Source organism: Kribbella sp. NPDC058693 (assembly GCF_042715335.1).
Lineage (GTDB): Bacteria > Actinomycetota > Actinomycetes > Propionibacteriales > Kribbellaceae > Kribbella > Kribbella jiaozuonensis.
Window position 1 is genome coordinate 168,479 of sequence record NZ_JBHXSQ010000005.1, and the last position, 24,392, is coordinate 192,870.

Genomic DNA, 24,392 nt, shown 5'->3' on the forward strand with positions numbered 1-24,392 from the left:
GCGGGCAAGAGCGGTGCGGGCAAGAGCGGTGCGGGCAAGAGCGGTGCGGGCAAGAGCGGTGCGGGCAAGAGCGGTGCGGGCAAGAGCGGTGCGGGCGAGAGCGGTGCGGAGGAGGCGTCGGGGAGCTCGTTTCGGGAGGCGGCGTACCAGGTGATCTGGGGTGAGGTGAGCACGCCGCAGTCGGATCGCGAGACCACCACCGGACAGGTCTCGATCGCGACTCCCCGGCCTGAGGCCCCGCTCGAGCCGCGCACCGAGCAGTCCGCGCAGCCGTCAGGCGATCCAGTGTCGATCGGCTCGCCGTCAGGCGAATCAGTGTCGAGCGGCTCGCCGTCAGGCGAATCCGTGTCGATCGGCTCGCCGTCAGGCGAATCGGTGTCGAGCGGCTTCCGGCGTGCGTCGTAGATGGTTGCCTACAGCAATGCATCCGTGGCTCGCCGTCGTGGGACCGCGAGCTCTCGTTCGACGGACCTCTGCGCCTGCTGTGGGTTGGCGCTGCGGGTGCGGGCACGTGGTCGGGAGTCCGCCAGCAACCATGCGTGCGGAGACCGCCAGCCATCACGCCTTGGAAGAGGCAGTCGGCAACTACGCCCTTGGAACAGCCTGTCGGCAACCACGCGCGAGGGCATTCCGTCTGCGACCGCACGAGGCCAGTCCGTCTGCGGCCACGCGTGGGTGAGTCCGTCGGCGGGCTTGTCGACGGGCTCACGTCGGCGCAGTAGACGTCCGCAGCCGATCGGCCGGCGACGCTCCTCAGCGAGATGACCGAGGAGCCCGACGGGGACCGGGTGTCAGGTGCGGGGGACTTTGAGTTTGTCCCAGGTTTCGGCGCCGGGGATTCCGTCGGCGTCGCTGCCGGGTTGGGAGACTGAGCCGTGGAAGCCTAGTTTTTGTTGCCAGGCTGAGTACGACTTGAGGTCGCCGGTGCCCCAGGTGTCCTTGTTTGTTTGGGTTTCGTACTTGTTGCAGCCGACCGCGACCAGGCGTGCGTGCATCGCGGCGATGATCGGGCTCTTGCGGCCCATTACGAAGAAGGACTTGCCCGGGAAGGTGACGAAGCCGGTGCGTGGTTCGGTGGAGTGCACGTACGACGGGCGGCCGTATCCGGCGATCACGTCCGACTTGCGGGTGTGGCGGTCGCACTTGTCGTCGAAGTTGCCTTCGATCGTGTAGATGTTCGCGCCGCTGACACCGGTGACGATGCCGACGTGGTCGATCTTCGACTTGACGTCGGTGCCGCCCCAGTCGAAGAACACGATGTCGCCGCGCTGGATGCCGGCGACGTCCTTGTGCCATTGGCTGTGGTTCTTGAAGGCGTGGGCGTGTGCGGTCGTCAGGGCGTAGTACCCGCCGTACGTCACCGCGTTCTGGTTGCCCGAATGCCAGGCCCAGTACGTGATCGACGCATCGCACCACGGGAAGTTGCCGCTGAAGGCCGAGCCGTTCTGGTCGCGGTACCACTTCTGGATCTTGTTCGGCTCGGTGAGGCCGAGGTCGAGTTCGGCCTGATGGACCATGTCCTCGATGCCGCTCATGAGCCGGTGCTCCCGCTGTACTCAGGCTCGGCAGCGGGTGGGCGTCCGTACCCGCCGCGTTCGGGTGGGCCGAACTCCTCTTCCAGCAGTTCGGATTCGTTGTCGAGCCGGTGATCGAAGCTCGGCTCGGTGAGCAGTCGGGCCTGCTCTTCCTGGGACATCTCGTCCGGGTCGTCCTCATACGGTCCGTCGGACCGCACGTCATCCATGGTCACAGCTCCCCCTCAAGACGTACTGAAGCCCCCAGCCTTGATCTGTTCATCATGCTCCGGCCCATGGTGTTCGTCCACGGGCCGGAGCATGCTCAAACGCTTCATCGACAACCAGTGTTAGAGCTCCCTGAAGTACACCGCGACCGGGAGTTTCACGCAGCCGAGACTCTCGTAGAACGCACGCGCCGGCGCGTGGAAGTCGTCGCCGCCAGTGCCGATCTCGACGTACTCCGCCTGTTCGGCGCGCATCGCCTCGAACGCGTGCTCGCACATCGCGGTCCCGGCATTCGACCGCCGGTACGCGGCTGAGACCGCCAGCAACTCGACCGTGCCTTTCGAGCGAACCGCGTCGACGTTCCAGGCGACGTACCCGAGCAAGACGTCATCCGATTCGGCGATCGCGACGTACTTGTGCTGCGCCGGGTCGTGCAACCCGGCGACCTCACGGTGGTAATCGCCCCGCCAGTCACCGTGCTGGTGCGTGAAGATGGTCTCGCCGACCAGCGGTCGGAACGAGTCTTCGAAGAACGGCCCGAAGGTGTCGATGGTCAGGTCGATGAGCCGGGCCAGGTCAGCGTCGACGTACGAACGAATCTGCATGGAGTGTGCCTCTCACAACGAAGGTGGAATCCGGGCAGGCGTCACCGGCGCGCCGCGCGTGCGGCAGCGGCGGGCCGGTGTCAGCGCCGAGTACGCCCGGCGGCGAAGCACTCCATGCGGAGGATCTTACCGACCGACGCTGACCGGGACGGTGAAGATCTGGCCGGTGCGCGGTCCGTTCTTCAGGCGGTCGAGGTTGTCGGTGATGCTGTCGTCCGCGTGCCACTCCGAAGTCAGGATGCAGAGGGTCGGGCCGTTGAAGTCGGCCAGGGTGAGCGCGAACGGCGCGCGGTTCTCGGGGAGGTCGATGTGCTGCAGGATCTCGCCGCCGTCGGCGACGCGTACGACGGCGTTTCCGCCGGTCTGTACCCAGATCGCGCCCTCGGCGTCGAGACAGATGCCGTCCGGGCCGAGGTTCTCCGCGAACACGCGGCGGTTGGACAACCCGCCGTCCGGCTCGACATCGAACGCGGACAGGCGGCCGGCGAACGACTCCGAGATGACCAGCGTCCGGCCGTCGTGCGTGAGGACCATCCCGTTCGGGAACTGGATCTCGTCCGCGACCTGGCGGACCTGCCCGTCCGGCGTCACCAGCTTGATGTAGCCGGGTTTCGGCGCCTCGCCGCCGGCGAAGTTGAAGTCTGCGCCGTTCAGATAGATGTTGTCGTGCGCATCCAGGACCAGCTCGTTCGCCTTCTGCTCGGCGAGGACCGTGACTGATCCGTCGGGTTCGTAGCGCCGTAGCTTCTCGCCGGTGGTCAGCATCCGGCCGTCGGCCAGCCAGTCGATCGACCAGCCCATGAGCTGTTCGACCGGCACCGGGAAGTACTCCGTCTTGCCGTCGGCGTCGACGGCGACCACCTGCTGCTCGATCCAGTTGCAGAACCACAGCCGCCCGTCGTGCCAGCGGCCCGACTCGGGCATCGCCAGGTTGTCCAGGAAAATCGTCGGTTCGGACATCACGTCACCTCATTCGTCGATCGGGTCGTTTCACCCCCTACACGAACGAGGTCCGGCCGGATCGACGGCTGAGCAGAAAAAGTACGGCGATCAGCGGCAGCGTTACCAAGTACGCCGTACGCAGATCGACAGCTCGTGCCAGTACGGCGAGGACCGCCGGCGCGAGCAGGATCGCCGTACCGGAGGCCAGTGCGCCGACTGCGGACAGGCGGGCTGAGCTGAGGCCGGGCGTCGCGACCAGGGATGCGAGGGTGACCGGATAGAGCGGCGCGACGCCGAGACCGGCCACCACCAGGCCGACGGCGACGATCGCCGGGGTGTCGAACAGGCTGACCATCAAGGTGCCGCAGGCCGCCAGCGCACCTGAGGGCAGTACGGGTGACCAGTTGCGCCAGCGGATCGGGCCGATCGCCCGGCCGACCGCCATCCCGATCGGGAACGCACTCCCGAGCAAAGCGGCGGTTGCCGTCGGCAAACCAGTTGCCACCAACCGCGCGACCGCCCAGACCACGAAGCAGAACTCGACCGAAACCGAGAGCACGACGCGCAACCACCCGATGCCGACATCGACAACCACCTGACGCCCCACCCGTCCGCGCCACTTCCGCCCCAACCCCACCGCCGGAGCCGAATCAATCAGCACTGCCACGGGCTTATCGACGCGCCCACCTGGCCGTCGGCCGTCGGTCGGTGTGACCGGGGCGATCGGGTTGGTGCGGCGAGTGAGAACGGCGAGGAGCAGCAGAGGTGGCGCGGCGGCGAGCATGGCTAAGCGGCCGCTGGGACCCAGGCCGTCGATGGCGCCGATCGTGAGTGGTGCGAGGATGCCTGCCCCGCTGGCGACCGCGTTGACGCGGCTCAGTCGCACTGCGGCTGTTGGTCCGTTGAGCATGAGCGGTGCGACCAGTGTGAGCATCGCTCCACCCAGTCCGACGCACAGTGCGCCGGCGATGACGACGGTGTACGCCGGGGCGAGGGCGAGCAGCCCCGCGCCGAACGCGCAGACAACAGAGCCGAACGCCATGGCCGTCGGGATCGACCACGAGCGCAGCAACCGCGGGCCGATCACCGCGACAACGAGCAGACCGACCGCGAAGCCAGACGACAACAGCGCGAGCCGGCCCGGTGGCTCGTCGAGGTCGCGGGCGAGGATGGCGACGCACGCGCCGAGGCCGGCCAGGACGAACCCCATCGCCGACAGGGCGATGCCGATCCGGATCTCGTCGCCGCGAGGTCCGGAGTCAACCCGCGCCTCCGTGGCCGCGGTCATTCCGAGCCTTTGAACAGCCTGCCGAGCTGGTGGAGGTCAGCCAACTCGATGTCGGCGACAATGCCCTTCAGCCCAGCGGTCAACGCACCAGATGCCCGGCCCGCAGTCAGGCCGACCACGGTGTCCTCGACGACCAGGCACTGCACAGCCGGTACGCCGAGCAGCTCCGCCGCCCGCAGATACCCCTCAGGATCCGGCTTGCCCCGCTTGACGTCGTCGAGCGTCACAAGGATCGACGGCGAGATCCCGACCGCGTCCAGCCGGACCTTCGCCAGCCGGGTCGAGGCGCTCGTGTAGACCGCCCACGGCAGACTCATCTCATCCAGCAGCGCAGTCAGCTCGAGGGCGCCCGGCGTGGCCACGACATCGGACACGTCGTCGCACTCGATGTCCAGCACCCGCGCGACCGCGGCCGCGCGTTCGGCCGGCGAGAGGTCGGGCCGCATCCGCGTGATGGTCGCCTCGGCCGGGTTCCCGTGCGCGATCGCGAGCACGTCGGCGGCAGGTACGCCGTACTCCGTCGCCCAGCGGCTCCAGCTCCGGTCGACGACCGCGTCGGAATCGACCAAGGTGCCGTCCATGTCGAACAGGACGGCGCGGATGTCCCGGATCTCCATGACCCCTCCCATTAAACTCGTCCCACGAGCATAAACTGCTCCGGGGACAGAACGAAAGGCAGCTATGAATCCTGTGCGTCGAGGACAGTGGCAGACGGCTTCGGACGTCTTGACCCAACTGACCCGTCAGCCGGGGATCACCCGCGCCGCGGTGGCGCGGACGCTGCGATTGAGCACGGGTTCGGCGACCGAGGTGACGGCTCGGCTACGCGACGTACACCTGGTGACCGAAGTACCAGCGCCCAGTCAGGGGCGTGGTCGGCCGACCACGTTGCTGCGGGCCCATCCGGAAGGACCTGTGGTGCTGGCGCTCGACCTGCGGCAGAGCAGTTGGCGGAGTGCAGTCGTGACGCTCGACGGCTCCCTGCAGGACCCGCAGTACCGCCGTCATCGGAGCAGGCGGCCGCAGGTCGTGCTGAACAATCTGCGACGCCTGGTGGAGCAGGCCCGGCAGCAGTACGGCGACCGGCTGCGGATGGTGAGCCTCGCCGTACCAGGAACCATCCGGGACAACCACCTGATGCAGGCGCCGACGCTGGAGTGGGCCGAGCTGGATCTGGAGACCATCACCGAAGGCACTGGGCTGCCGCTACTGGCCGGCAACGACGCGACGCTGAGTGGGGTGGCTGAGGCGCGCACGGGTGCTGCGGCGGGGGCGGGTACGGCGCTTCACCTCATCATCGAGGTGGGCATCGGCGGGACTCTGCTGATCGACGGGGTGCCGGCGCAGGGGGCGTCGGGGGCAGGTGGCGAGTACGGGCACATGCCGTTCGGTGACCGCTCCCGGTCCTGTCCGTGTGGCGCTCGTGGGTGCTGGGACCTGGAGATCGACGGGCGTGCGCTGGCGCGGCATCTGAAGCAGGGGCGGCCGGACGATCCGTACGCCTACACCGAGGACGTGCTGCGGCGTACGGACCGGAATGCGCGCGCTGCGGTGACCAAGGTGGTGGCGGCGCTGGGCAGTGGCATCGCAGGTCTCGTGAACGCGCACGACCCGGACGTGATCACCATCGGCGGGCTCGCGATCCCGCTGCGGGCGGCTGCTGAGCGGACCTTCAAAGAGGCGTACGAGGGTGGGTTGATGACGTTCCATCGCGGGACTCCCCCGCCGGTGCTGCCTGCGACGCTGTCCGATGGACCGCTCCGGGGCGCCGCCGCGCTGGCCCTCGACCAGCTCACGACTGAGCCCGCGATCGCCGCGTGGGTGGCGCAGCGCTAGTCGGCCACTTCCACTACCTCGTCCGCTGCCTCTTCTGCGACGTCCTCAACCTCTTCGACCTTCGGCTTGGGGACGATCGGCGGCTCGACCTTCGCCAGGATCTCGACGATGTCGTTCCGGTGGTGCTGGATCTCGTGCGCGGTGTGGCGGATGATCCAGCCCAGCGTGCGCGGCGCCCGCACCGGGTAGTTGTACAGCCCCAGCTTCCCCAGCTCCTGCGGCCGCAGTACTCGCGCCGCCGCACCGAAGTCCTTGGCGTTCCGCACCAGCGCGGCCGCCACTTCCATCGGGTCCTGGTTCTCGTACTTCTCCTGCTTCACCCGACCGGTCCGGTCCATCGGCGCGTACACCGGCCGGTCCTCCGCCAGGCACTGCGCGATCCGCAGCCGCTGCACCTCGAGTACGTCGCGCACGTGGCACGCGTACTCGATCGCCGACCACACGTCCGGCTCGGGCCGCAGGCGCACCACGTTCGCGTCCGGGCCGGCCGCGGCCTTGGTCAGCGCCATGCTGCAGTCCGCCGACTGCCGGATCAGCAGGGTCACAGTGCCCTGCAGGTCACCAGTGTCGTAGTTGAAGCCGCACTGCTCGCAGTACCCGTCGACCGGGGGCTGCTGCTTGGTCAACTGCTTCTCCCTCGAAATCTCCACGCATGATCGACCGGTCCGATGCCATCACCGAGCGCGAACCCGGCTGCGATCGCTCCGGTCACGTACTCCTTCGCGGCGCCGACCGCACCGGGTACGTCGTACCCACGTGCCAGGTACGACGCTATGGTGCTCGCCAGCGTGCATCCGGTGCCGTGCGTGTGCCTGTTGTCCGCGCGAACCGCACTGTACGAGCGCCGTACGCCTGGACCGTGCAGCACGTCCACTGCCGCCGTACCGACGTCGTGGCCGCCCTTCACCAGTACCCACTGCGCACCGGCGTCCAGGAGCAGCTTTGCCGCGAGCTCTCGGTCCTCGATGGTCTCCAGCTCGACACCGGCGACCGGTCCGAGCTCGGTGAGGTTCGGAGTGAGCACAGTAGCCAGCGGGACGATCTCGGTGCGTACGGCGTCCATCGCGTCAGCGGCCAGTAGTGCGTCTCCGTGCTTGGACACCGACACCGGGTCGACCACGATCGGCACGTCGTCCGGCAGCGTGCGCAGCAGCGAGGCGACGACCCGGACCATCGACTCGGAGGCGAGCATGCCGGTCTTCACCGCGTCTACCCCGATGTCGTCGACCACGCTGTGGAACTGGGCGCGCACCTGCTCCTCCGGCAGCTCCCAGGCGCCCTGGACGCCGAGGCTGTTCTGCGCGGTGATCGCGGTCAGCACGCTCATGCCGTGCACGCCGTTGGCGAGCATCGCCTTGAGGTCCGCCTGGATCCCGGCCCCGCCGCCGGAGTCGGACCCGGCGATGGTCAGCACTCGCGGCGGTGCACTCCCGACCGGCATCTCAACTCCTGAAGTGGGCGTGGCCTGTCTCGTCAGCATACGGCGAGCCGTCCACGGTCACGGTCCCGGCCGGGCGTTCCTCGTTGCCCTCAGCAACCGACCCGATGACGGTCCAGCCCTCGGGCACGTCGGCCGGTTCGAATGTGCCGACCAGGGCGTGGTCCTCACCGCCGGTCAGCACGAACTTGAGCGCGTCCACACCGGTTGCGGCCGCGACCGCCTGGAGTGGCTCCGGCACAGTCAGCGCCTTCGTGTGCACGTCGATGATCACCTGGCTCGCCTCGGCGATGTGGCCGAGGTCGGCGAGCAGTCCGTCGCTCACATCGCACAGCGAGGAGGCGCCGGCCAGCGCGGCGCGGGGACCTTCGGCGTACGGCGGTTGCGGGCGGCGATGCGCTTCGACCACGGCTCGCGGCGAGCGGAACCCGCGGGCGAGAACGGCCCAGCCCGCCTCGGCCCAACCCAGTCGGCCGACGTACGCGACCTCGTCGCCTGGGCGGGCACCTGAGCGCAGTACCGGTTGGCGTCCGTCCAGTGAACCGAACGCGGTGACCGACACGACCACCTTGTCCGACTGGACCGTGTCGCCGCCGACGATGCTCGCCTCGACCAGCTCGCACTCGTCGACGATGCCCTGGTTGAGCTCCAGCGCCCAGGCGGTCGGCAGGTCGGCAGGGCCGCCGAAGCCGACCACGAGAGCAGTCGGCCGCGCGCCCATGGCCACCACGTCGGCCAGGTTCTGAGCGGCGGCCTTGCGGCCCACGTCGTACGCGGACGACCAGTCCTGGCGAAAGTGGCGTCCCTCCACCAGCAGGTCGGTGGTGATCACCATCCGGCCGTCCGGCACCGCCATCACGGCCGCGTCGTCACCTGGACCGACCAGGACGTCCTCACCTGTGGACAGCCCTTTGGTGACGGCCGCGATCAGGCCGAACTCACCTGTGCTCCCCAACGTCTCTGTCACGTCAGCAGACCTCCCATATCGCTGACCGGAGTCTAGGCGGTACCGTGACCGGGCAACTATGAGTACGCCCGGCTGTCTCGCAGTACCGCCGTACAGCGGTGCGCACCGGCAGTTGGAGCCAGCTGAGGACGACTGAGTGGAGAACGACGTGGTGGTCCAGGCCTACATCCTGATCCAGACCGAGGTCGGCCGCGCGGCCGACGTCGCCGCGCAGATCGCCGAGGTCCAGGGCGTCACCCTGGCCGAGGACGTCACCGGTCCGTACGACGTGATCGTCCGCGCGGAAGCCCGCAACGTCGACGAACTGGGCAAGCTGGTGGTTGCCAGGGTCCAGAACGTTCCCGGCATCACGCGTACGCTGACCTGTCCCGTCGTCCACATCTGAGCCGTCCACACGAGGACCCGCCTGTTTTCGGTATGCCCAAATTCCTGCTCGCTGCACTCGGCGTGATCGTGCTCGCCGGGTGCAGCCCGGGTCCCACGCCCGTCCCGGTCCCCTCCCCCGCGCCTGCGGTCGCCGCCGCCTGCACGCAGCTCATCCAGGCGATGCCGGCGAAGGTTCTCGACCAGAAGAAGCGGAAGACCTCGCCCGAGAGCCCGCTGACCACGGCGTACGGCAACCCGTCGATCGAGGTGACCTGCGGCGTGGCGCCCCCGGCCGGCATGGCCGAGGCGCAGTCCCAGTGCTTCCAGGTGAACGGGGTCGGCTGGTTCGCCAAGCAGGTCCAGAACGGCTACATCTTCACCACCATCGGCCGCGAGCTCTACCTCGAGATGGCCGTCCCGTCGAAGTACTCCCCCGAAGCCAACGCCCTCACCGACGTCTCGGACGCTATCCACAATCACAACAAACTCGTCACGCCCTGTACCTGACGAGTGCATACTCCCTGGCGAGATCGAAAATCGTCTGCTGGTGGTGTCCGGTTGGGGGCCTCGGGGGCGACGTCTCGGGTGGAGGCGCCTGCGTGGGCGTCCTGACGATGGGAGACAGCGGTGAAGTACATGATCCTGACGTATGCGTCGCAGCAGGACTATGACGGGATGGCCGGGAAGGAAACCGGGAAGCCGGCGTGGACGCCGGAGGATTTCGCGGCGATGGGCGCGTTCATGGAGAAGTTCAACAACGACTTGGCCGAGTCGGGCGAGCTGGTCGAGACGCGGGCGTTGGCGGCGCCGGTGCTGACACGGCGGTTCGGGTCCAAGGACGGGCAGTCGGTGGTGACGGACGGGCCGTACGCGGAGACCCAGGAGGTGCTCGCGGGGTACTGGATCGTCGAGTGCGAGTCGTTCGATCGGGCGACCGAGATCGCGTCCAGGCTCGCGGACACGCCGGCGCCGGAGTTCCTGCGCGCGACGGCGTACGCCGATATCCGGCCGATCGTCGAGGGCCAGGACGAGCTGGTGGAGTGAGGCTCGGGGATGCGGTGAGGTGATCGACATGGCCGTCGCGGTCGAGGATCGGGTGGGGTGAGCGGGATGACCGTCGCGCTTGGGGAGCTGCTGCGGGAGCTGGCGCCGCAGGTGTTGGGCGCGTTGGTGCGGCGGTACGGGCACTTCGACACGGCCGAGGACGCGGTACAGGAGGCGCTGCTGGCGGCGGCCGAGCAGTGGCCGGTCGATGGCGTGCCGGACAGTCCTCGCGGGTGGTTGATCACGGTGGCTTCTCGTCGGCTGACGGACCTGCTGCGGCGGGAGCAGGCTCGTCAGCGGCGGGAGGATCGGGTCGCGCAGTGGGCGCCGCAGGGTGAGCCGGTCGGGGGTGCGGACGACACGCTGGTGCTGCTGTTCCTGTGTTGTCATCCGTCGTTGTCGCCGGCGTCGCAGATCGCGCTGACGTTGCGGGCGGTCGGTGGTTTGACGACGGCGGAGATCGCGCGGGCGTTCCTGGTGCCGGAGGCAACCATGACGCGGCGGATCACCCGGGCGAAGGCGAGCGTGAAGGAGAGCGGTGCGCGGTTCACGATGCCGGTCGATCGCGAGGAGCGGTTGGGGGCGGTGTTGAAGGTCGTGTATCTGATCTTCAACGAGGGTTACGCGAGTACGACGGGTTCAAGCCTGCAGCGGGTGGAGTTGGCGGCTGAGGGGATCCGGTTGGCGCGGATGCTGCATCGGCTGTTGCCTGACGACACCGAGGTGGCGGGGTTGTTGGCGTTGATGCTGTTGACGGATGCGCGTCGGCCGGCGCGGACCGGGCCGCTCGGGGAGCTGGTGCCGATGGCGGAGCAGGATCGGTCGTTGTGGATCCAGGAGTCGATCCGGGAGGGCGTCGAGCTGATCACGGCGACGCTGCCGCGGGGGCCGGTCGGGCCGTATCAGTTGCAGGCGGCGATTGCTGCCGTTCATGACGAGTCACCCAGTGCAGAGGAGACTGATTGGCCGCAGATCGTTGCGTTGTACGAGGTGCTTCTTCAGTTGACCGATAACCCGATGGTTGCGCTCAACCACGTGGTCGCCGTCGCGATGGCGCGCGGCCCGGGCGAGGGGCTCGCGCTGCTGAGTTCGATCGAGGACGACGACCACCTCGCCAAGGACCACCGGTTGGCGGCGGTCCGGGCGCATCTGCTGGAGATGTCGGGCGACGTGGCGGGAGCCCGGACGGCGTACGAGGAGGCCGCGGGTTGGGCGACGAGTCTTCCCCAGCAGCGTTACCTCCGGGCCCGGGCGAGCCGGCTATGACTGCGGGACGGGAGCATTTGGCCGCGGGGCGTCGGAGGGAGGTCGGGCGTCGTTACCGCCTGAGCGCGGTCGGGGCAGCGGGGCCGTGCGGTCAGCTGATCAGATCGGCGAACACGACGAGATTGGCCTCGTACTTCGCCGACTCGTAGTCGAGGCCGCCGCAGGTGATGAGCCGCAAGCCGGCGCGGTCGATGTCGCCGTAGACCGCGGCGCTCGGGAAGCTGGTCTTGGGGTACTGCTGAACCCGGGTCACCCGAAACACGGCGTTCGAGTGGTCCTGTCGGGTGACGACGATCGTGTCGCCGGGCTTGAGTTGTGCGAGTCGGGCGAAGACGCCTGCGCGTCCGGACCAGTGGACGTGGCCCGCGATGACGGCCGGGCCGCGCTCGCCCGGTGTGGGGGCGCCGGTGAACCAGCCGGCTGGGAATCCGTTCGGCGGGACCTGGAGAGTGCCGTCGCGTTTGAGGCCGAGGCGGATCAGGCCCGAGTCCACCCCGATCGCGGGGATCCTGACCCGGATCGGGATGGACTTCCGCATCGGAGCCGACTGTCCGCGTCCGCGGCCGGGGGGTGATGGCCGTTGGGACGGTGCAGTGGATGGCCCCGAGCGGAGCGCTGGGGTGTGGGGGCCTGCGGTGGTGCGTTGCGGCGTGCCTGCGGCAGGTGCCCTCGGTGTGGGGGTGATGACGGTGGTGGTTGGCGCGGTCGGGGTTGGCGCGGCGGTACCGCCGCGCGCGATCTCGGCCGGCATCGCATCGGGCTGAGTCGGCCCCGTGCCTGACTCAGCTGTGCAGCCGGCGACCGTCATGACGGTCGCGAGGAGCAGGACCGCCGCGCCGGTCCTCATGGGGTGCTGATCCCGCTCCCGCTGAACCAGTTGAGCCCGGCGACGCTCCAGCTGGACCAGATCAGTCCGGGGGCGCTCCAGGTGAACCAGGTGGGTCCGGATGCGCTCGGCGGCCTGATGAGGACGATCGACAGGCCGGACGCGTCACCTGTTCCGACCGAGCCTTGCGGGGTCTTGGTTACCTGAGGCGGCCTTGGCGAGACCGTTGGCGGGGAGGCGGTGGGCCGTGGGGTCGGCCGAGTCGATGGCGCGGTGGGGGTCGGCCGCGTCGGCGCGGTCGTCGGTGGGGCCGTGGGCGTTCCGGTCGGCGGCGTAGTGGGTGGAGTCGACGTCGTCGGTGGGGTCGTGGGCGGCGTCGTAGGCGGGGTCGTGGGCGGGGTTGTCGGTGGGGTCGTCGGCGGCGTTGTAGGCGGGGTCGTGGGCGGCGTTGTCGGCGGGGTGGTGGGCGGCGTTGTTGGTGGGGTGGTGCAGGTTGGTTTGGTGAGGGTGTTGGTGTCGAGGGTTACCGAGCCGTTGCGGGCCAGCATTCGGCCGACGGCGGTGGCGCCGGTGTTCATGGTGATCGAGGCGAGTGCCAGGACGGTTCCGCGGAACTGGGTTGCGGTGCCGATGGTGGCCGAGCTGCCGACCTGCCAGTACACGTTGCAGGCCTGGGCTCCGTTCGTCAGCACCACGCTGCTGCTGCTCGCGGTGGTGAGGGTCGAGCCCGCCTGGAACACGAAGACCGCCCCCGCATCGCCCTCCGCGTCCAGGGTCAGCGCGCCGGTCAGCCCGATCGAGGAGGCCGAGTTGTAGACGCCCTGGGTCAGCGTCTTTCCGCCCAGGTCGTCGGTGATCGGCGTACGCGGCGACTCCCCGGCGGCGACGTTGTAGGCCGTGACCAGGTCCTTCTTCGCCTCCTGGGTCACGGCGTCGCCGGCGTGGTTGGTACCGGTGATCGTCATTGTTCCGGTGCCGCTGATCGCCGGATTCGGGAAGCTGCCGATGTCTCCGGTCAGCACGGTCGGTCCGGTGTTGGTGATTCCGGCACCGCCGAGGATCACGAAACTCCCGGCGGTGCCGAGCGGTACGGCCACGGCTGCGGTCTGAGCGTTGCCGCTGGTGGCCAGGAGTCCGCCGGCGGAGGCGACGAGCGCGGCCGCTACGGCGAGTGCGCTCAGCCGCAACCGACTGCCGGGTATCGCGTAGGTGGAAGACTTCATAGTTGGGTTTCACCCTCAGTCCATCGTTGAACCGCGACCGGATCCGGTGGATCGGCGCGGCTCGTTACCCGAGCGGTTCATGGAGAAGGAGGATCCGCGGTCGCAAGAACGACATCGAGCGATCCGGGACAGGTCCAGGGCCCGGTAACAGGACATCGGGAGACCGCCACGAGCGGCAGGACAGGAGTTTCCCGAACCTGGCGCGTTGATGGCGTGGTCGCACCCCGTTGGATCGGCAGCTACAGCACGGGACTGTTTCGGGCCGATCACTATTCGTTACTGAAAGCTGACGTTATGTCAATGCTGACGCAGTGTCAACGACCTGTCGATGCATCCGGCAACCAGTTGAAGTAGTTGCCTCATTCAACCAAGCCGACCACCAGCCGTCCGCGCCACCCAACGGGCGCGGACCGGAACTGGGTCAGCGCAGGCCGGTGGGGCGGGTCATCGCCAGGGAGAGGAGGTGTTCGACGAGGGTTGCGTAGTCCTTGCCGGAGGCGGCCCACAGGCGGGGGAACATGCTGGTGGGGGTGAAGCCGGGCATGGTGTTGATCTCGTTGATGATCACGCGGTTGTCGGCGTCGAGGAAGAAGTCGACGCGGGCGAGGCCCTCGGCGTCGATGGCGTCGAAGGCGGTGAGGGCCTTGGCGCGGACCTCGGCGGCGATCTCCTCGGGGAGGTCGGCCGGGACCGAGAGCGCGGTGTACTCCTCGCCCTCGGGCAGGTACTTGGTCTCGAAGTCGTAGAAGTCGTGGCCGCCGCCGGAGATCGCGATCTCACCGCAGACGCTGACCTCGGGCTTGGCGCCGTTCAGGCCGCCCAGTACGCCGACCTCGATCTCGCGCGGGTCCTTCGCCGAGGCCTCGACGATCACCTTCGGGTCGTGGGCGCGGGCCACCGCGACCGCTTCGTCGAGTTCGTCGAGGCTGTTCACCTTGCTGATCCCGAGGCTCGAACCGCCACGGCAGGGCTTCACGAAGACCGGGTAGCCGAGCGCGTCGACCGCCTCGCGGCAGGCGTCCTGGTCCCGCGTCCAGTCGCGGTCGCGGATCACGACGTACGGCGTGACCTCGAGGCCGGCGGCCTGGAAGACGACCTTCATGTAGTGCTTGTCCATGCCGACCGCGCTCGCGAGTACGCCGGAGCCGACGTACCGGATGTCGGACATCTCGAGCAGGCCCTGGATGGTGCCGTCCTCGCCCCACGGGCCGTGCAGCAGCGGGAAGACCACGTCGACCTGGCCGAGGGTGCTCGGGACCTGCTCGGGCTCGCTGATCACGAGCTCGCGGTTCGCGCCGAACAGCACCGGCATCGCGGTCACGTCGACCTCGGGGAGCTTGCCGTCGGTGATCGACAGCCGCTCCGGGTCGCCGCTCTCCAGCACCCAGTGGCCGCTGGTGCTGATGCCGATCGGGACCACGTCGTACTTGTCCCGGTCGATCACCTGCAGGACGTTGGCCGCGGTGACGCAGGAGATGGCGTGCTCGCTCGACCGGCCACCGAAAACGACGGCGACGCGGGGCTTGCGCTGTTCTTCGTTCGAGTACTCACTCACCGGCTCGACTGTAGCGGCCCGGGGATCAGGTTCCGACCAGGGTTCGGTTAAGACCCCTTCAGATCGCGCTCCGTAGTGATCAGCAAACGGGTCAGTCCCAGGTGACTGGCAACGCTGTCACTCCGTACACGAGCGTGTTGTTCCGGTACTCGACTTCTTCGAACGGTACGGCGAGTCGCAGCGTCGGGATCCGCGCGTACAACCGGGTGAAGACCTCGTGCAGCTCGACCCGTGCCAGCTGCTGACCGAGGCACTGATGCGGCCCGAACCCGAACGCGACATGCGCCGGAGCCTCCCGCCGCAACTCCAGCCGATCAGGATCCGGGAACGCCTCCGAGTCCCGGTTCGCCGAGGACAGCGCAGCGATCAGGAAGTCGCCCGCCTGCAACATCGCTGCCCCGACTGGCAGGTCCTCCGTGACGTGCCGGAACAGCCCGAACTGGACGACCGACAGATACCGCAGCAGCTCCTCGACCGCCGCCGGCGCCAACCCCGGGTCAGCCCGCAGCGCGTCGAGCTCCACAGGGTTCCGCAGCAGTGCGAGCGTGCTCAGGGCAATCATGTTCGCTGTCGTCTCATGCCCGGCGATCAGCAGCGTGATCCCGATCGACACCAGCTCCGGCAGGCTCAGCGGCTCCCCCAGCTCCTCGCCACGAGTGATCACCCGGGACAGTAGGTCGTCCGAGCGCTCGGCCTGCTTCGCCAGCACCAGCCCGACCATGTACTGGTTGAGCTCGTCGCTGACCCGCATCATCTCGTCGCGATCCCCGTCGACCCGGACCAGCATCGCGCTCCGCTCCTGGAACTCGGCGCGGTCCGCGTACGGGACGCCCAGCAGCTCGCAGATCACCAGCGACGGGATCGGCAGCGCGAACGCCTGCACCAGGTCAACCGGCCCGCCGGCGGCGAGCATCGTGTCGAGCTGGCTTTCGATCATCTCGGCGATCCGCGGCCGCATCGCCTCCATCCGCTTGACCGCGAACTCGGTCGCCAGGATCCGCCGCAGCCGCCGGTGCGCCGCACCGTCCACATGCAGGATCGAGCCCGACTCGGCCTCCCGGTCCAGATCGGCGCCCGGTACGACGTGGTCCGACGGCGCCGACCGCGAGCTGAGCCGGCTGTCCCGCAGCAGCGTGCGTACGTCGTCGTACCGGCTGACCACGTAGGCGTCGACTCCGGCCGGGGTGGAGACCTTGGCCAGCTCGGGCGTACGGCGGAAGCCGGCGTACTCCTGAGCCGGGTCGAACGGGCACCCGGTCGGACGGCCAACGGGGAAGCTCTCGGTCATGAACCCTCCCAATCGATTCTGGTAGTGACTACCATATGGCTGAGTCATCCAAAGAGGAGCAACATCCGGCGAGTCGGCGAACCGGTACCCTGCCCGCGGAGGTGCTGATGGGACTGCGCGAGGTGAAGCGGGAGCGGACCCGCCGGCTGATCGCGGACAAAGCGTTCGAGCTGTTCAACGACAACGGCTTCGGCCGGACCACGGTCGAGCAGATCGCGGCGGCGGCCGAGGTCGGGCCGAGCACGCTGTACCGGTACTTCCCGACCAAGGAGACGCTCGTGCTCGAGTTCGTCGAGGACTGCCTCGGCGACGCGGTCGACTGGTTCCGCGAGCAGCCCGAGCTCGAGCTGACGGCCGGTCTGCAGGCGGTGATCGAGCGTGTCCTCGAGCAACTGGAGACCAATCCGGACCGGGTGCGGGCCGTGTTCGACCTGGCCGCGCAGACCGCGTCGGTGAGCGCCCATCTCAACGAGCTGATCTGGCGCTTCCGCACCGACCTCGCCGACGAGCTGGTACTGCGGCTGCCGGCCGACCACCGAGCCGAATTCACCGGCGCGCTGGCCGCCGGGATCGCGATGAACATCATCGAGACGGTCGTCCGCGTCTGGGTCGACACGCCCGACACCACCGACGCGAAGTCGCTCGCCCGCCAGGCGATGAGCCTGCTGCGCAGCGGCGGCATCCCCCTGCCCGCAGCTACCTATCGCGTCAGCGACAATTCGGCACATGAGTCTTGATCCGTCCACGGTCGTCGTTCATGCCGGGAGGCCGGAGCGGGTGCCGAATGCGCCGGTCGGCGAGTCGCCGGTGTTCAGCTCGACGTACGTCGCGGGCGGTGACCGCGGGTACGGGCGGTTCGGCAACGACGCGTGGTCGGCGCTGGAGGAAACGCTCGGCGAGCTCGAGGGCGGTCGCGGGCTGACGTTCGCGTCGGGGATGGCGGCGGCCGCGGCGGTGATCGACCTGGTCCCCGTCGGCGGGCGGGTCGTCGCGCCGCAGCACGCGTACTCCGGCGTGGTCGCCCTGCTCGATCAGCAGACCGAGACCGGCCGGCTCACCGTCGTACACGTCGACGTCGCGGACACCGAGGCCGTCAAGCAGGCCCTCGACGGAGCCGACATGCTCTGGATCGAGTCGCCGACCAACCCGGCGATGGAGGTCGCCGACATCCCGGCACTTGCCGAAGCCGGGCATGCAAAAGGTGCGACTGTCGTCGTGGACAACACGTTCGCCACTCCCCTGCTCCAGCAGCCGCTCCGGCTCGGCGCGGACGTCGTGATGCACTCGGCGACCAAGTTCATCTCCGGCCACTCCGACGTCATCCTCGGCGCGGTCATCACCGCGGACGACGACCTGTGGTCCGCAATCGAACTTCGCCGCCGCAGCCTCGGCGCGATCCCCGGCCCGATGGAGGCCTGGCTCGCGCTACGCGGTCTGCGCACGCTCGCCCTCCGCCTCGAGCGCGCCCAGTCGAACGCCGCGTTCCTGGCCGAACGCCTCCTCGAACACCCCCGCGTCAGCCGCGTCCGCTACCCCGGGCTGCCGAGCGATCCGGGCCATGACCGCGCCGCCGCCCAGATGTCCGGCTTCGGCGCGATCCTCGCCGTCGAGCTCGGCGGCGACGCGGCCCTCGCCCAGCAGGTCTGCGAGCGGACCGAACTGTGGGTGCACGCAACCAGCCTCGGCGGGGTCGAGTCGATGCTCGAACGCCGCCGCCGCTGGCCGATGGAAGTCCCGACGATCCCTGAGGACCTGATCCGCCTGTCCGTCGGCATCGAGCACCCGGACGATCTCTGGGCCGACCTCGAACAAGCCCTCAGCTAGCGTCCTGCTTCTTCAGCACCGGTCCGCCGAAGAACGTCAGTACGCACAGCACGACCGGCAGGATGAACGCGATGTTCAGCGGCATCCAGTGCGCGAGTCCGCCGATCAGCGCGGGCCCGGCGAGCAGTCCGACGTACCCGAGGCCGACGACGCGCGCCATCAGTGCACCGGAGGACCGCGGGTCGAGGTTGCCCGCCGCGGTGAACAGCTGCGGTACGCCGCCCGCGAGGCCCAAGCCGAAAATGGCCCAGCCGACAAGCGCGACCGGCACCCACGGTACGACGATCACCAGCGTCAGACCGACCGCCGCCATCGCCGCACCCCACCGCACGATCGCGGCCGGCCCGACGACGGCCGCGACCCGGTCGGTGAGGAATCGGCCGACGGTCATCGCGACCGCGAACGCGCCGTACGCGTAGGCCGCCGTACTCACGGATGTACCGAGGATGTCGCGGAAGTGCAGTGCGGCCCAGTCGTTCGCGACGCCTTCGGAGAGCATGAGCCCGAACGCAAGCCCGCCCAAGGCCCAGACCAGTTTGGCGGGAGGCCTCGCTCGCTCCTCCTCGACGTGATCCTCCGGCGGGACGGTTGCCTCTAGCAAGAACCTGCTGGCGACGAGCGACAGCACGATGCACAGCACACCGGCAGAGGCGAGCGTGATCTCCGGCGGTACGTCGGCCCGCAGCGTCGCCGCACCGACGACCGCGGCGATCGCGCCGCCGATCGACCACATGGCATGGAAGGCGGCCATGATCGGGCGCGGGTAGCCGCGTTCGACGACGACCGCCTGCGCGTTCATGCCGACGTCGATCGAACCGTTGCCGAAGCCGATCAGTATCAGCGTCAGACCAAGCGTCCACCAGTTCGTCGCGAGCCCGGGCCCGGCGAGCGCGATGCCGAGCAGGATGCCGGCGGCCGGGACGAGCCGGCGCTGACCGAGCTTGTCGACGAGCGGACCGGCGACCTGCATGCCGGTGAACGCGGCTCCGCCGAGCACCAGTAAGAGCAGGCCGAGCGTGCTATGGGTGATGCCGGTCTTCTGTTCGATGCTCGGGATGTGTACGACCCACATCCCGACCGCGAACCCGTTCAGACCGAAGTACATCCAGGTGGCGACCCGAGCGGCGCGCGGCGGCGCGGTCTGCAGTCGCGTGTCGGTCGCGGTCAAGAGGCCACCTCTACGATTACGCCGCGTTGGGTCAGGAGTATGCGTTGGTCTTCGGGAGCCGACTCGTCGGTGATGATCAGGTCCGGGCGGTCGGCGGGGCAGACGTAGGCGAGGGCGGAGCGGTCCCACTTGGCGCCGTCCGCGAGTACGACGGTGCGCGTGGCGACGGTCATCGCCTCCTGTTTGACCTCCGCATCGCCCAGGTCGAACGCAGTCAGCCCGGCATCGAGACTGAAGGCGCACGGGCTCAGTACGGCGGCGTCGAAGCGCAGCGCCCGCAGCGAGGCGACTGTCAGCGGACCGACCAGCGACAGCTCGCCCTTGCGCGCCTCGCCGCCCGGCATCAGCAGCCGGATCCGCGGCGCATCCGCCAGCTCATGCGCAACGTGCAGCGACAGCGGCATCACGGTCATAGCGCGGTCGTGCAGCAGCCGCGCGGTCTCCAGCGCCGTCGTACCGCTGTCGAGCACGATCGTCTCGCCGTCGTGGAGGTGCGCGACCGCGGCCCGCGCGATCGCCTGCTTGGCAGCGACAGCGGCCTGGGCGCGCAGCGAGTGCGGCGGCTCGAGGCCGGACGGCAGCGAGGACACGGCGCCGCCATGGACGCGCTTCAGCACGCCCTGCGCCGCCAGGAAGTCGAGGTCGCGGCGAACCGTCATGTCCGATGCCTCGGTCGCCTCGACCAGCTCCTGGACCGACACTCGGTCGACGACTCGTAGTCGTTCTACGATCACTTGATGCCGTTCTGCACTTCTCACGTGCAAAAAACTACCATCCGCCTGATCGTTCAAACAGATAGTGTGTTTGCTTGTGACCGATGACACCGCCCTCGTCAAGCGCTCCCGGTACGCCGTGGCCGCCGTCTTCTGCGTGCACGGATCGGTGACCGGGTCGTTCGCGACCCGGGTGCCGTGGATCCAGGAGCACGCAGGCGTGTCCGCCGGCCAGCTCGGGCTGGCGCTCGCGTTCCCGGCGCTCGGCGCGGCGGTGATGATGCCGCTCGCCGCCCGGGTCACCCACCGGTTCGGCAGCCGGAACGCGTTGCGCGGTCTGCTCGCGCTCTGGACCCTCGCGCTGATCCCGCCGTCGTTCGCACCCGGTCTCCTGACGTTGTGCGTCGCCCTCTTCTTCTACGGCGGCACGGCGGGTATGGCCGACGTCGCGATGAACGCGCTCGGCGTCGAGATCGAGCACCGGCTGAAGAAGTCGATCATGTCCGGGCTGCACGGGTTGTGGAGTGTGGGCGCGCTGATCGGCTCGGCAGTCGGGACGGTGGCGGCGCATGCGAATGTCAGTGCGCAGGTCCATCACGTGGTGGCGGCCGTCGTGCTGACGGTGGTCGGTGCGGTGGTGTGTCAGTTCGTGCTGAACATCCATCCCGAGGAGGACGAAGAGCCGCCGGCGCGGTTCGCGTTGCCGCCGAAGTCGGCGTTGCTCATCGGGGCGGTCGGGTTCTGCGCGGTGTTCGCGGAGGGCGCGAGCCTGGACTGGTCGGCCGTCTATCTGCGGGACATCCTCGACAGCACGGCGGGTGTCGCGGCCGGTGCGACGACCGGGTTTGCGTTGACGATGGCAATCGCGCGGTTGACCGGTGACGCGGTGGTCGACCGGTTCGGCGCCGTACGGACGGTGCGGTGGAGTGGCGTGATCGCGACGCTCGGCGGCTTGCTCGTGGTTGTTTCGCCGACGGCGGCCGTTGCGATGGCCGGGTTCGGCCTGATCGGTGTCGGGATCGCGGTCGTCGTACCGCTTGCCTTCGCCGCGGCCGGCCACACCGGGCCGAACCCGAGCCAGGCCATCGCGGGCGTCGCGACCATCACCTACGCGTCCGGCCTGGTGGCGCCGTCGATCATCGGCGGCATCGCGCAGGCCAGCAACCTGACCATGTCGTTCATCGTGGTCACCGCGCTGACGGCCGGACTGGCTGTGTTCGCGCGCGTGCTCGCACCGCGTCCGTCAACCACGGCAGGAGCTGGACCAGTCCAAAGCTGACCTCGAACACGAGGAACAGCACCAGCAGTTTGGTCGCGCCCTGTGTGAGCGCGTACGTCTGCCAGGTCGCGAACAGGACGCGCGCGATCCCGTCGTACAAGCCGTGCAGTGGCAGCGTGCGGAACAGGCGAAGGAGTGCCCAGACGACCACGACCGAGCCCATCAGGTTCGCGTAGAGGATCTGGATGGTGTCGGTCGGCGGGAAGGTCCCGAGCGATGACAGGGCGCGGTGGACGAGGACGTAGGTCCAGGGCGTGGCGAAGCCGGCGGTGACGACCAGGTCGTACCAGGCGCTGGCGCGAACGATGCGGAGATAACCGCTGGTTTGGGGAGACACGCATTCGAAGGTAAACAGTGGAGTGCTGTCCAAGGTCAAGCCCGACGGAGGCCCCACGTGCGCATCGGTGAGCTCGCCCAGCAGACGAATCTGTCCAAGGACACCATCCGCTTCTACGAGCGGATCGGCCTCGTCGAGGGCGAGCGGCGGCCCAACGGCTACCGGGACTTCCCCGCGGAGATGGTGCCGTGGCTGCACTACGTCCGTACGGCGCAGGCGCTCGGCTTCTCGCTCGCCGAGATCGGCAAGCTCGGCGACCAGGTCCGCGACTCCCCCGACTCGGCCGCCGCCCTGTCCGCGCTGCTCGTCGAGAAGGTCGAGATCATCGATCAGCGGATGGCTGAGCTGGCCACGCTGCGCGCCGACCTGGCCGAGCGCATCGGGACCGGTTGTCCGCTCAGTCCAATAGGCGGTTGAGTACGTCGCCGGCCTCGTCGTATCCGGCGTCGCTGATGCGCTGAAGCTCCCGCAGGTCCTTCGCGGCGGCAGCCCGGCGGGTGAGGTGTTCGCCTGCGCGGTCGGAGCCCTCGTCGAGTAGCTCGTTCAGGGTCTCGACGTCGTCGCGCTCGTCGGCGAGGTCCGCGAGGCGTTCGAGGGCCTTCTCGTTGCCGTCGTCGGCGAGTGCGCGCAGGGTGTCCCAGTCGGTCATGGCCCCATGGTGCGACATTGCCCTAGGGGCAAGGTCAAGAATGGTGTCGTGCTCACCATCGGACAGCTGGCGCGGTACGTCGGGGTGTCGACGAAGACCGTCCGCGTCTACCACGCGAAGGGCCTGCTGCCCGAGCCCGAGCGCGATTCGTCCGGATATCGCCGGTACTCCGCTCGGGCGGTCGTCGAGCTGGTCCGGATCCGCATGCTGGCCGACGCCGGCGTACCTCTCGCCCGGATCCGCGAGCTCAGCTCAACCGACGTATTGGGCCCCGCGCTCGAGCAGATCGACGCCGACCTCACCGCCCGCATCAAGCGCCTCCGCGACACCCAACGCCGACTCCGGATGCTGGCCGCCGGTGACATCCGGATCCTGCCCGCGAACGTGGAAGCGCATCTCGTCGGGCTGGCCGCACTCGGCTTCACCCAGCGGTGGATCGCGATGGAGCGGGACCTGTGGATCGTCGTCTACGCAACCCACCCGGACCTCGCCGGCACGTTGTTCGAGGACCAGGCGCAGTCGCTCACGGATCCGGACTTGAGGAGCCTGTACCTCGCCGCCGATCACGCCCACGACCTCGACCCGGACGACCCGTCCCTGACCGAGCTCGCCGACCGGATCGTTGCCGCCAGCATCGAGCGCTACGGCACCGAACCACCCGGGGCCTCCGTGGATCCCGCCATCCCCGACCTGCTGCAAAGCACCCTCAACGCATCCTCACCCGGCTGGCAACGGCTCGACTCGTTGATCCGCCGCCGGCTCGCGGACGCCGGGTTCACCCTTCGGACAAGCCCTGATGGCGACGACCGCGAGTGATACGAATTCGAGAGTGAATGAGCTGCGGTTTCGCACGGCTGGGGCAGATGACGCGGCGGCGGTGGCCGAGCTGCACGGGGACAGTTGGCGGCGGCACTACCGCGGTGCGTACGCCGATGCGTTCCTCGATGACGAGTCGGCCGAGTACCTCGGCGCGATGTGGGCCAAGCGGCTGGCCTCACGGGAAGGCACGCACACGACGGTTGCGGAGTACGACGGGAAGCTCGTCGGGCTCTCGCATCTGATGATCGGCGCCGACACGAAGTTCGGCGCGCTCGTCGACAACCTGCATGTCCGCGCCCCGCTCAAGCGGCAAGGCATCGGGACCCAGCTGCTCGCGTTGACGGCGCAAGCCCTGGACCAGGCATCGCCGGGCTCTGGGCTGTACCTGTGGGTGCTGGAGCAGAACACCGCCGCGCAAGGGTTCTACGAGGCGCGTGGCGGCATCCGTGGTGACCGCAAGGACGTCCCGCCGCCCGGTGGGGAGCAGCGGCGGCTCAACGGTCGGCCGGCCTGTTTCAGGTACTACTGGCCGGATCCTTCGCTTCTTGCTTGATGGTCTCGATCAACGCGTACGACGCCTGACTCGCCGCCTCGGGATCACCCGCCCGCATCGCCTCGAGTACGTCGACATGCGCGTCGAGGATCCGGTGGTCCTCGGGCATCGTCGCGGTCTGGTGGATCGACTCGGTCAGTACTTCGGCGATCGCGTCGTACAGCCGCAGCAGTAACGGGTTCCCGCTGGCGACCACGACGCCACGATGGAAGTCTGCGTCCACGGCAACAAAGGCCTCGAAGTCACCGGCGACCAGAGCGGCGGCCCGGGCATCGAGAGTGGCGGCGAGGGCAGCCAGGCTGTCCGGATCCGGATGCTGCGCGGCCAGGCGAGCGGCTGCGGCCTCGATGCCCGCGCGGGCGTCGAGCACGTGCGTCAAGGACGCGGAGAGCTCGTCCCGGACCAGCACGCCGCTGATCTCGTTCGTTGCGCGGACGTACGTGCCGTCGCCGACGCGTGGCTCGAGCAGGCCGGTCAGGCTGAGCGACCGCAGGGCCTCCCGTACCGTGCCGCGGCTCACGCCCAGCTCGGTCGCGAGCTGGTTCTCGCCGGGGATCCGCGAGCCGCGCGGCCAGGCCCCGGACTCGATCTGCGCCCGGAAGCGCTCCGACACCTGCAGTACGAGCGGCACCTGCCGCACAGGTCCTTCGAGTGACACCGAGAT

The 24,392-nt window shown here is 68.9% G+C and carries 30 protein-coding genes; 12 read left to right on the forward strand and 18 right to left on the reverse strand.

Going from position 1 to position 24,392, the window contains the following annotated elements:
• Nucleotides 1-405: hypothetical protein (locus tag ACFWUU_RS35070; RefSeq protein ID WP_380182241.1), on the forward strand; the 405-nt coding region annotated here is incomplete at its 5' end.
• Between the two features lie 386 nt (nt 406-791).
• Here ACFWUU_RS35070 and ACFWUU_RS35075 read toward each other — a convergent pair.
• The 6 genes from ACFWUU_RS35075 to ACFWUU_RS35100 all read right to left on the reverse strand — a co-directional run bounded on the left by ACFWUU_RS35075 (nt 792) and on the right by ACFWUU_RS35100 (nt 5,194).
• Entirely contained in the window at nt 792-1,535 is a 744-nt protein-coding gene (locus tag ACFWUU_RS35075) for a peptidoglycan-binding protein (RefSeq protein ID WP_380182242.1), read from the reverse strand.
• A complete protein-coding gene (locus ACFWUU_RS35080; protein WP_380182244.1) occupies nt 1,532-1,744 on the reverse strand; it encodes a hypothetical protein in 213 nt (70 codons plus the stop codon). The genes ACFWUU_RS35075 and ACFWUU_RS35080 overlap by 4 nt, the downstream gene beginning before the upstream one ends.
• Nucleotides 1,745-1,864: 120 nt before the next feature.
• Nucleotides 1,865-2,347, reverse strand: a complete 483-nt coding sequence (locus ACFWUU_RS35085; RefSeq protein WP_380182246.1) for a GNAT family N-acetyltransferase — start codon at nt 2,345-2,347, stop codon at nt 1,865-1,867.
• 126 nt (nt 2,348-2,473) lie between these two features.
• Entirely contained in the window at nt 2,474-3,307 is an 834-nt protein-coding gene (locus ACFWUU_RS35090; protein WP_380182248.1) for an SMP-30/gluconolactonase/LRE family protein, read from the reverse strand.
• 37 nt (nt 3,308-3,344) lie between these two features.
• Nucleotides 3,345-4,577 carry an MFS transporter gene (locus ACFWUU_RS35095; RefSeq protein ID WP_380182250.1) on the reverse strand — a complete coding sequence of 411 codons (1,233 nt, stop codon included), beginning with the start codon at nt 4,575-4,577 and terminating at the stop codon, nt 3,345-3,347.
• Complete coding sequence (locus tag ACFWUU_RS35100; protein WP_380182252.1) at nt 4,574-5,194, reverse strand: HAD-IA family hydrolase; 621 nt, start codon at nt 5,192-5,194, stop codon at nt 4,574-4,576. The genes ACFWUU_RS35095 and ACFWUU_RS35100 overlap by 4 nt, the downstream gene beginning before the upstream one ends.
• Before the next feature lie 64 nt (nt 5,195-5,258).
• Here ACFWUU_RS35100 and ACFWUU_RS35105 point away from each other — a divergent pair, with 64 nt between their 5' ends.
• Nucleotides 5,259-6,413, forward strand: coding sequence for an ROK family protein (locus ACFWUU_RS35105; RefSeq protein ID WP_380182254.1), 1,155 nt, complete (start codon nt 5,259-5,261; stop codon nt 6,411-6,413).
• On the opposite strand, the gene ACFWUU_RS35110 is transcribed toward ACFWUU_RS35105, so the two are convergent.
• The 3 genes from ACFWUU_RS35110 to ACFWUU_RS35120 are packed head-to-tail and all read right to left on the reverse strand — an operon-like array spanning nt 6,410 to nt 8,818.
• Nucleotides 6,410-7,039 (reverse strand): DinB family protein, encoded by a 630-nt coding sequence (locus ACFWUU_RS35110; RefSeq protein ID WP_380182256.1) that lies wholly within the window; start codon nt 7,037-7,039, stop codon nt 6,410-6,412. The two genes, ACFWUU_RS35105 and ACFWUU_RS35110, sit on opposite strands and share 4 nt — an antisense overlap.
• The gene (thiD, locus tag ACFWUU_RS35115; protein ID WP_380182258.1) at nt 7,036-7,854 is read right to left on the reverse strand and encodes a bifunctional hydroxymethylpyrimidine kinase/phosphomethylpyrimidine kinase; all 819 of its coding nucleotides are present in this window, start codon (nt 7,852-7,854) and stop codon (nt 7,036-7,038) included. The genes ACFWUU_RS35110 and thiD overlap by 4 nt, the downstream gene beginning before the upstream one ends.
• 1 nt (nt 7,855) lies before the next feature.
• On the reverse strand, nt 7,856-8,818 hold the full coding sequence (locus ACFWUU_RS35120; protein ID WP_380182260.1) for a thiamine-phosphate kinase: 963 nt from the start codon (nt 8,816-8,818) through the stop codon (nt 7,856-7,858).
• A gap of 151 nt (nt 8,819-8,969) precedes the next feature.
• On the opposite strand from ACFWUU_RS35120, the gene ACFWUU_RS35125 reads away from it, so the two are divergent.
• From ACFWUU_RS35125 to ACFWUU_RS35140, 4 genes are all read left to right on the forward strand, one after another.
• Nucleotides 8,970-9,203 (forward strand): Lrp/AsnC family transcriptional regulator, encoded by a 234-nt coding sequence (locus ACFWUU_RS35125; protein WP_198682133.1) that lies wholly within the window; start codon nt 8,970-8,972, stop codon nt 9,201-9,203.
• Between the two features lie 32 nt (nt 9,204-9,235).
• A complete protein-coding gene (locus ACFWUU_RS35130) occupies nt 9,236-9,691 on the forward strand; it encodes a DUF3515 domain-containing protein (protein ID WP_137259273.1) in 456 nt (151 codons plus the stop codon).
• 129 nt (nt 9,692-9,820) lie between these two features.
• Complete coding sequence (locus ACFWUU_RS35135; RefSeq protein ID WP_380182896.1) at nt 9,821-10,228, forward strand: YciI family protein; 408 nt, start codon at nt 9,821-9,823, stop codon at nt 10,226-10,228.
• Nucleotides 10,229-10,294: 66 nt separating this feature from the next.
• Nucleotides 10,295-11,494: an RNA polymerase sigma factor gene (locus tag ACFWUU_RS35140; RefSeq protein WP_380182262.1), complete on the forward strand. Its 1,200-nt coding sequence runs from the start codon at nt 10,295-10,297 to the stop codon at nt 11,492-11,494.
• 91 nt (nt 11,495-11,585) lie between these two features.
• On the opposite strand, the gene ACFWUU_RS35145 is transcribed toward ACFWUU_RS35140, so the two are convergent.
• The 4 genes from ACFWUU_RS35145 to ACFWUU_RS35160 form a co-directional block, all read right to left on the reverse strand.
• The gene (locus tag ACFWUU_RS35145; RefSeq protein WP_380182264.1) at nt 11,586-12,032 is read right to left on the reverse strand and encodes a class F sortase; all 447 of its coding nucleotides are present in this window, start codon (nt 12,030-12,032) and stop codon (nt 11,586-11,588) included.
• A gap of 305 nt (nt 12,033-12,337) precedes the next feature.
• Nucleotides 12,338-13,543, reverse strand: a complete 1,206-nt coding sequence (locus ACFWUU_RS35150) for an ice-binding family protein (RefSeq protein ID WP_380182266.1) — start codon at nt 13,541-13,543, stop codon at nt 12,338-12,340.
• 421 nt (nt 13,544-13,964) lie between these two features.
• Nucleotides 13,965-15,098, reverse strand: a complete 1,134-nt coding sequence (locus ACFWUU_RS35155) for a D-alanine--D-alanine ligase family protein (protein ID WP_380182268.1) — start codon at nt 15,096-15,098, stop codon at nt 13,965-13,967.
• A gap of 91 nt (nt 15,099-15,189) precedes the next feature.
• Nucleotides 15,190-16,386, reverse strand: a complete 1,197-nt coding sequence (locus tag ACFWUU_RS35160; RefSeq protein WP_380182270.1) for a cytochrome P450 — start codon at nt 16,384-16,386, stop codon at nt 15,190-15,192.
• Nucleotides 16,387-16,493: 107 nt separating this feature from the next.
• Between ACFWUU_RS35160 and ACFWUU_RS35165 the strand changes: the two genes are divergently transcribed.
• Together ACFWUU_RS35165 and ACFWUU_RS35170 are read left to right on the forward strand one after the other, a co-directional pair.
• Complete coding sequence (locus ACFWUU_RS35165) at nt 16,494-17,123, forward strand: TetR/AcrR family transcriptional regulator (RefSeq protein ID WP_380182272.1); 630 nt, start codon at nt 16,494-16,496, stop codon at nt 17,121-17,123.
• Nucleotides 17,113-18,210, forward strand: a complete 1,098-nt coding sequence (locus tag ACFWUU_RS35170; protein ID WP_380182274.1) for a trans-sulfuration enzyme family protein — start codon at nt 17,113-17,115, stop codon at nt 18,208-18,210. Before ACFWUU_RS35165 ends, ACFWUU_RS35170 begins: the two co-directional genes overlap by 11 nt.
• Here the strand turns inward: ACFWUU_RS35170 and ACFWUU_RS35175 are convergent.
• Nucleotides 18,203-19,378: an MFS transporter gene (locus tag ACFWUU_RS35175; protein ID WP_380182276.1), complete on the reverse strand. Its 1,176-nt coding sequence runs from the start codon at nt 19,376-19,378 to the stop codon at nt 18,203-18,205. The two genes, ACFWUU_RS35170 and ACFWUU_RS35175, sit on opposite strands and share 8 nt — an antisense overlap.
• Nucleotides 19,375-20,112 carry a DeoR/GlpR family DNA-binding transcription regulator gene (locus tag ACFWUU_RS35180; RefSeq protein WP_380182278.1) on the reverse strand — a complete coding sequence of 246 codons (738 nt, stop codon included), beginning with the start codon at nt 20,110-20,112 and terminating at the stop codon, nt 19,375-19,377. Before ACFWUU_RS35180 ends, ACFWUU_RS35175 begins: the two co-directional genes overlap by 4 nt.
• A 76-nt stretch (nt 20,113-20,188) precedes the next feature.
• Between ACFWUU_RS35180 and ACFWUU_RS35185 the strand changes: the two genes are divergently transcribed.
• On the forward strand, nt 20,189-21,370 hold the full coding sequence (locus tag ACFWUU_RS35185; protein WP_380182280.1) for an MFS transporter: 1,182 nt from the start codon (nt 20,189-20,191) through the stop codon (nt 21,368-21,370).
• On the opposite strand, the gene ACFWUU_RS35190 is transcribed toward ACFWUU_RS35185, so the two are convergent.
• Nucleotides 21,279-21,707, reverse strand: coding sequence for a hypothetical protein (locus ACFWUU_RS35190; RefSeq protein WP_380182282.1), 429 nt, complete (start codon nt 21,705-21,707; stop codon nt 21,279-21,281). The genes ACFWUU_RS35185 and ACFWUU_RS35190 overlap by 92 nt on opposite strands.
• Before the next feature lie 57 nt (nt 21,708-21,764).
• On the opposite strand from ACFWUU_RS35190, the gene ACFWUU_RS35195 reads away from it, so the two are divergent.
• The gene (locus ACFWUU_RS35195; RefSeq protein ID WP_380182284.1) at nt 21,765-22,124 is read left to right on the forward strand and encodes a MerR family transcriptional regulator; all 360 of its coding nucleotides are present in this window, start codon (nt 21,765-21,767) and stop codon (nt 22,122-22,124) included.
• On the opposite strand, the gene ACFWUU_RS35200 is transcribed toward ACFWUU_RS35195, so the two are convergent.
• Nucleotides 22,105-22,356, reverse strand: a complete 252-nt coding sequence (locus tag ACFWUU_RS35200; RefSeq protein WP_380182286.1) for a hypothetical protein — start codon at nt 22,354-22,356, stop codon at nt 22,105-22,107. The two genes, ACFWUU_RS35195 and ACFWUU_RS35200, sit on opposite strands and share 20 nt — an antisense overlap.
• 48 nt (nt 22,357-22,404) lie before the next feature.
• On the opposite strand from ACFWUU_RS35200, the gene ACFWUU_RS35205 reads away from it, so the two are divergent.
• Both ACFWUU_RS35205 and ACFWUU_RS35210 read left to right on the forward strand, forming a co-directional pair.
• Nucleotides 22,405-23,172 (forward strand): MerR family transcriptional regulator, encoded by a 768-nt coding sequence (locus tag ACFWUU_RS35205; RefSeq protein WP_380182288.1) that lies wholly within the window; start codon nt 22,405-22,407, stop codon nt 23,170-23,172.
• Between the two features lie 13 nt (nt 23,173-23,185).
• Nucleotides 23,186-23,728, forward strand: a complete 543-nt coding sequence (locus tag ACFWUU_RS35210; protein WP_380182290.1) for a GNAT family N-acetyltransferase — start codon at nt 23,186-23,188, stop codon at nt 23,726-23,728.
• On the opposite strand, the gene ACFWUU_RS35215 is transcribed toward ACFWUU_RS35210, so the two are convergent.
• A complete protein-coding gene (locus ACFWUU_RS35215; protein WP_380182292.1) occupies nt 23,691-24,386 on the reverse strand; it encodes a FadR/GntR family transcriptional regulator in 696 nt (231 codons plus the stop codon). The genes ACFWUU_RS35210 and ACFWUU_RS35215 overlap by 38 nt on opposite strands.
• Nucleotides 24,387-24,392: the final 6 nt, after the last annotated feature.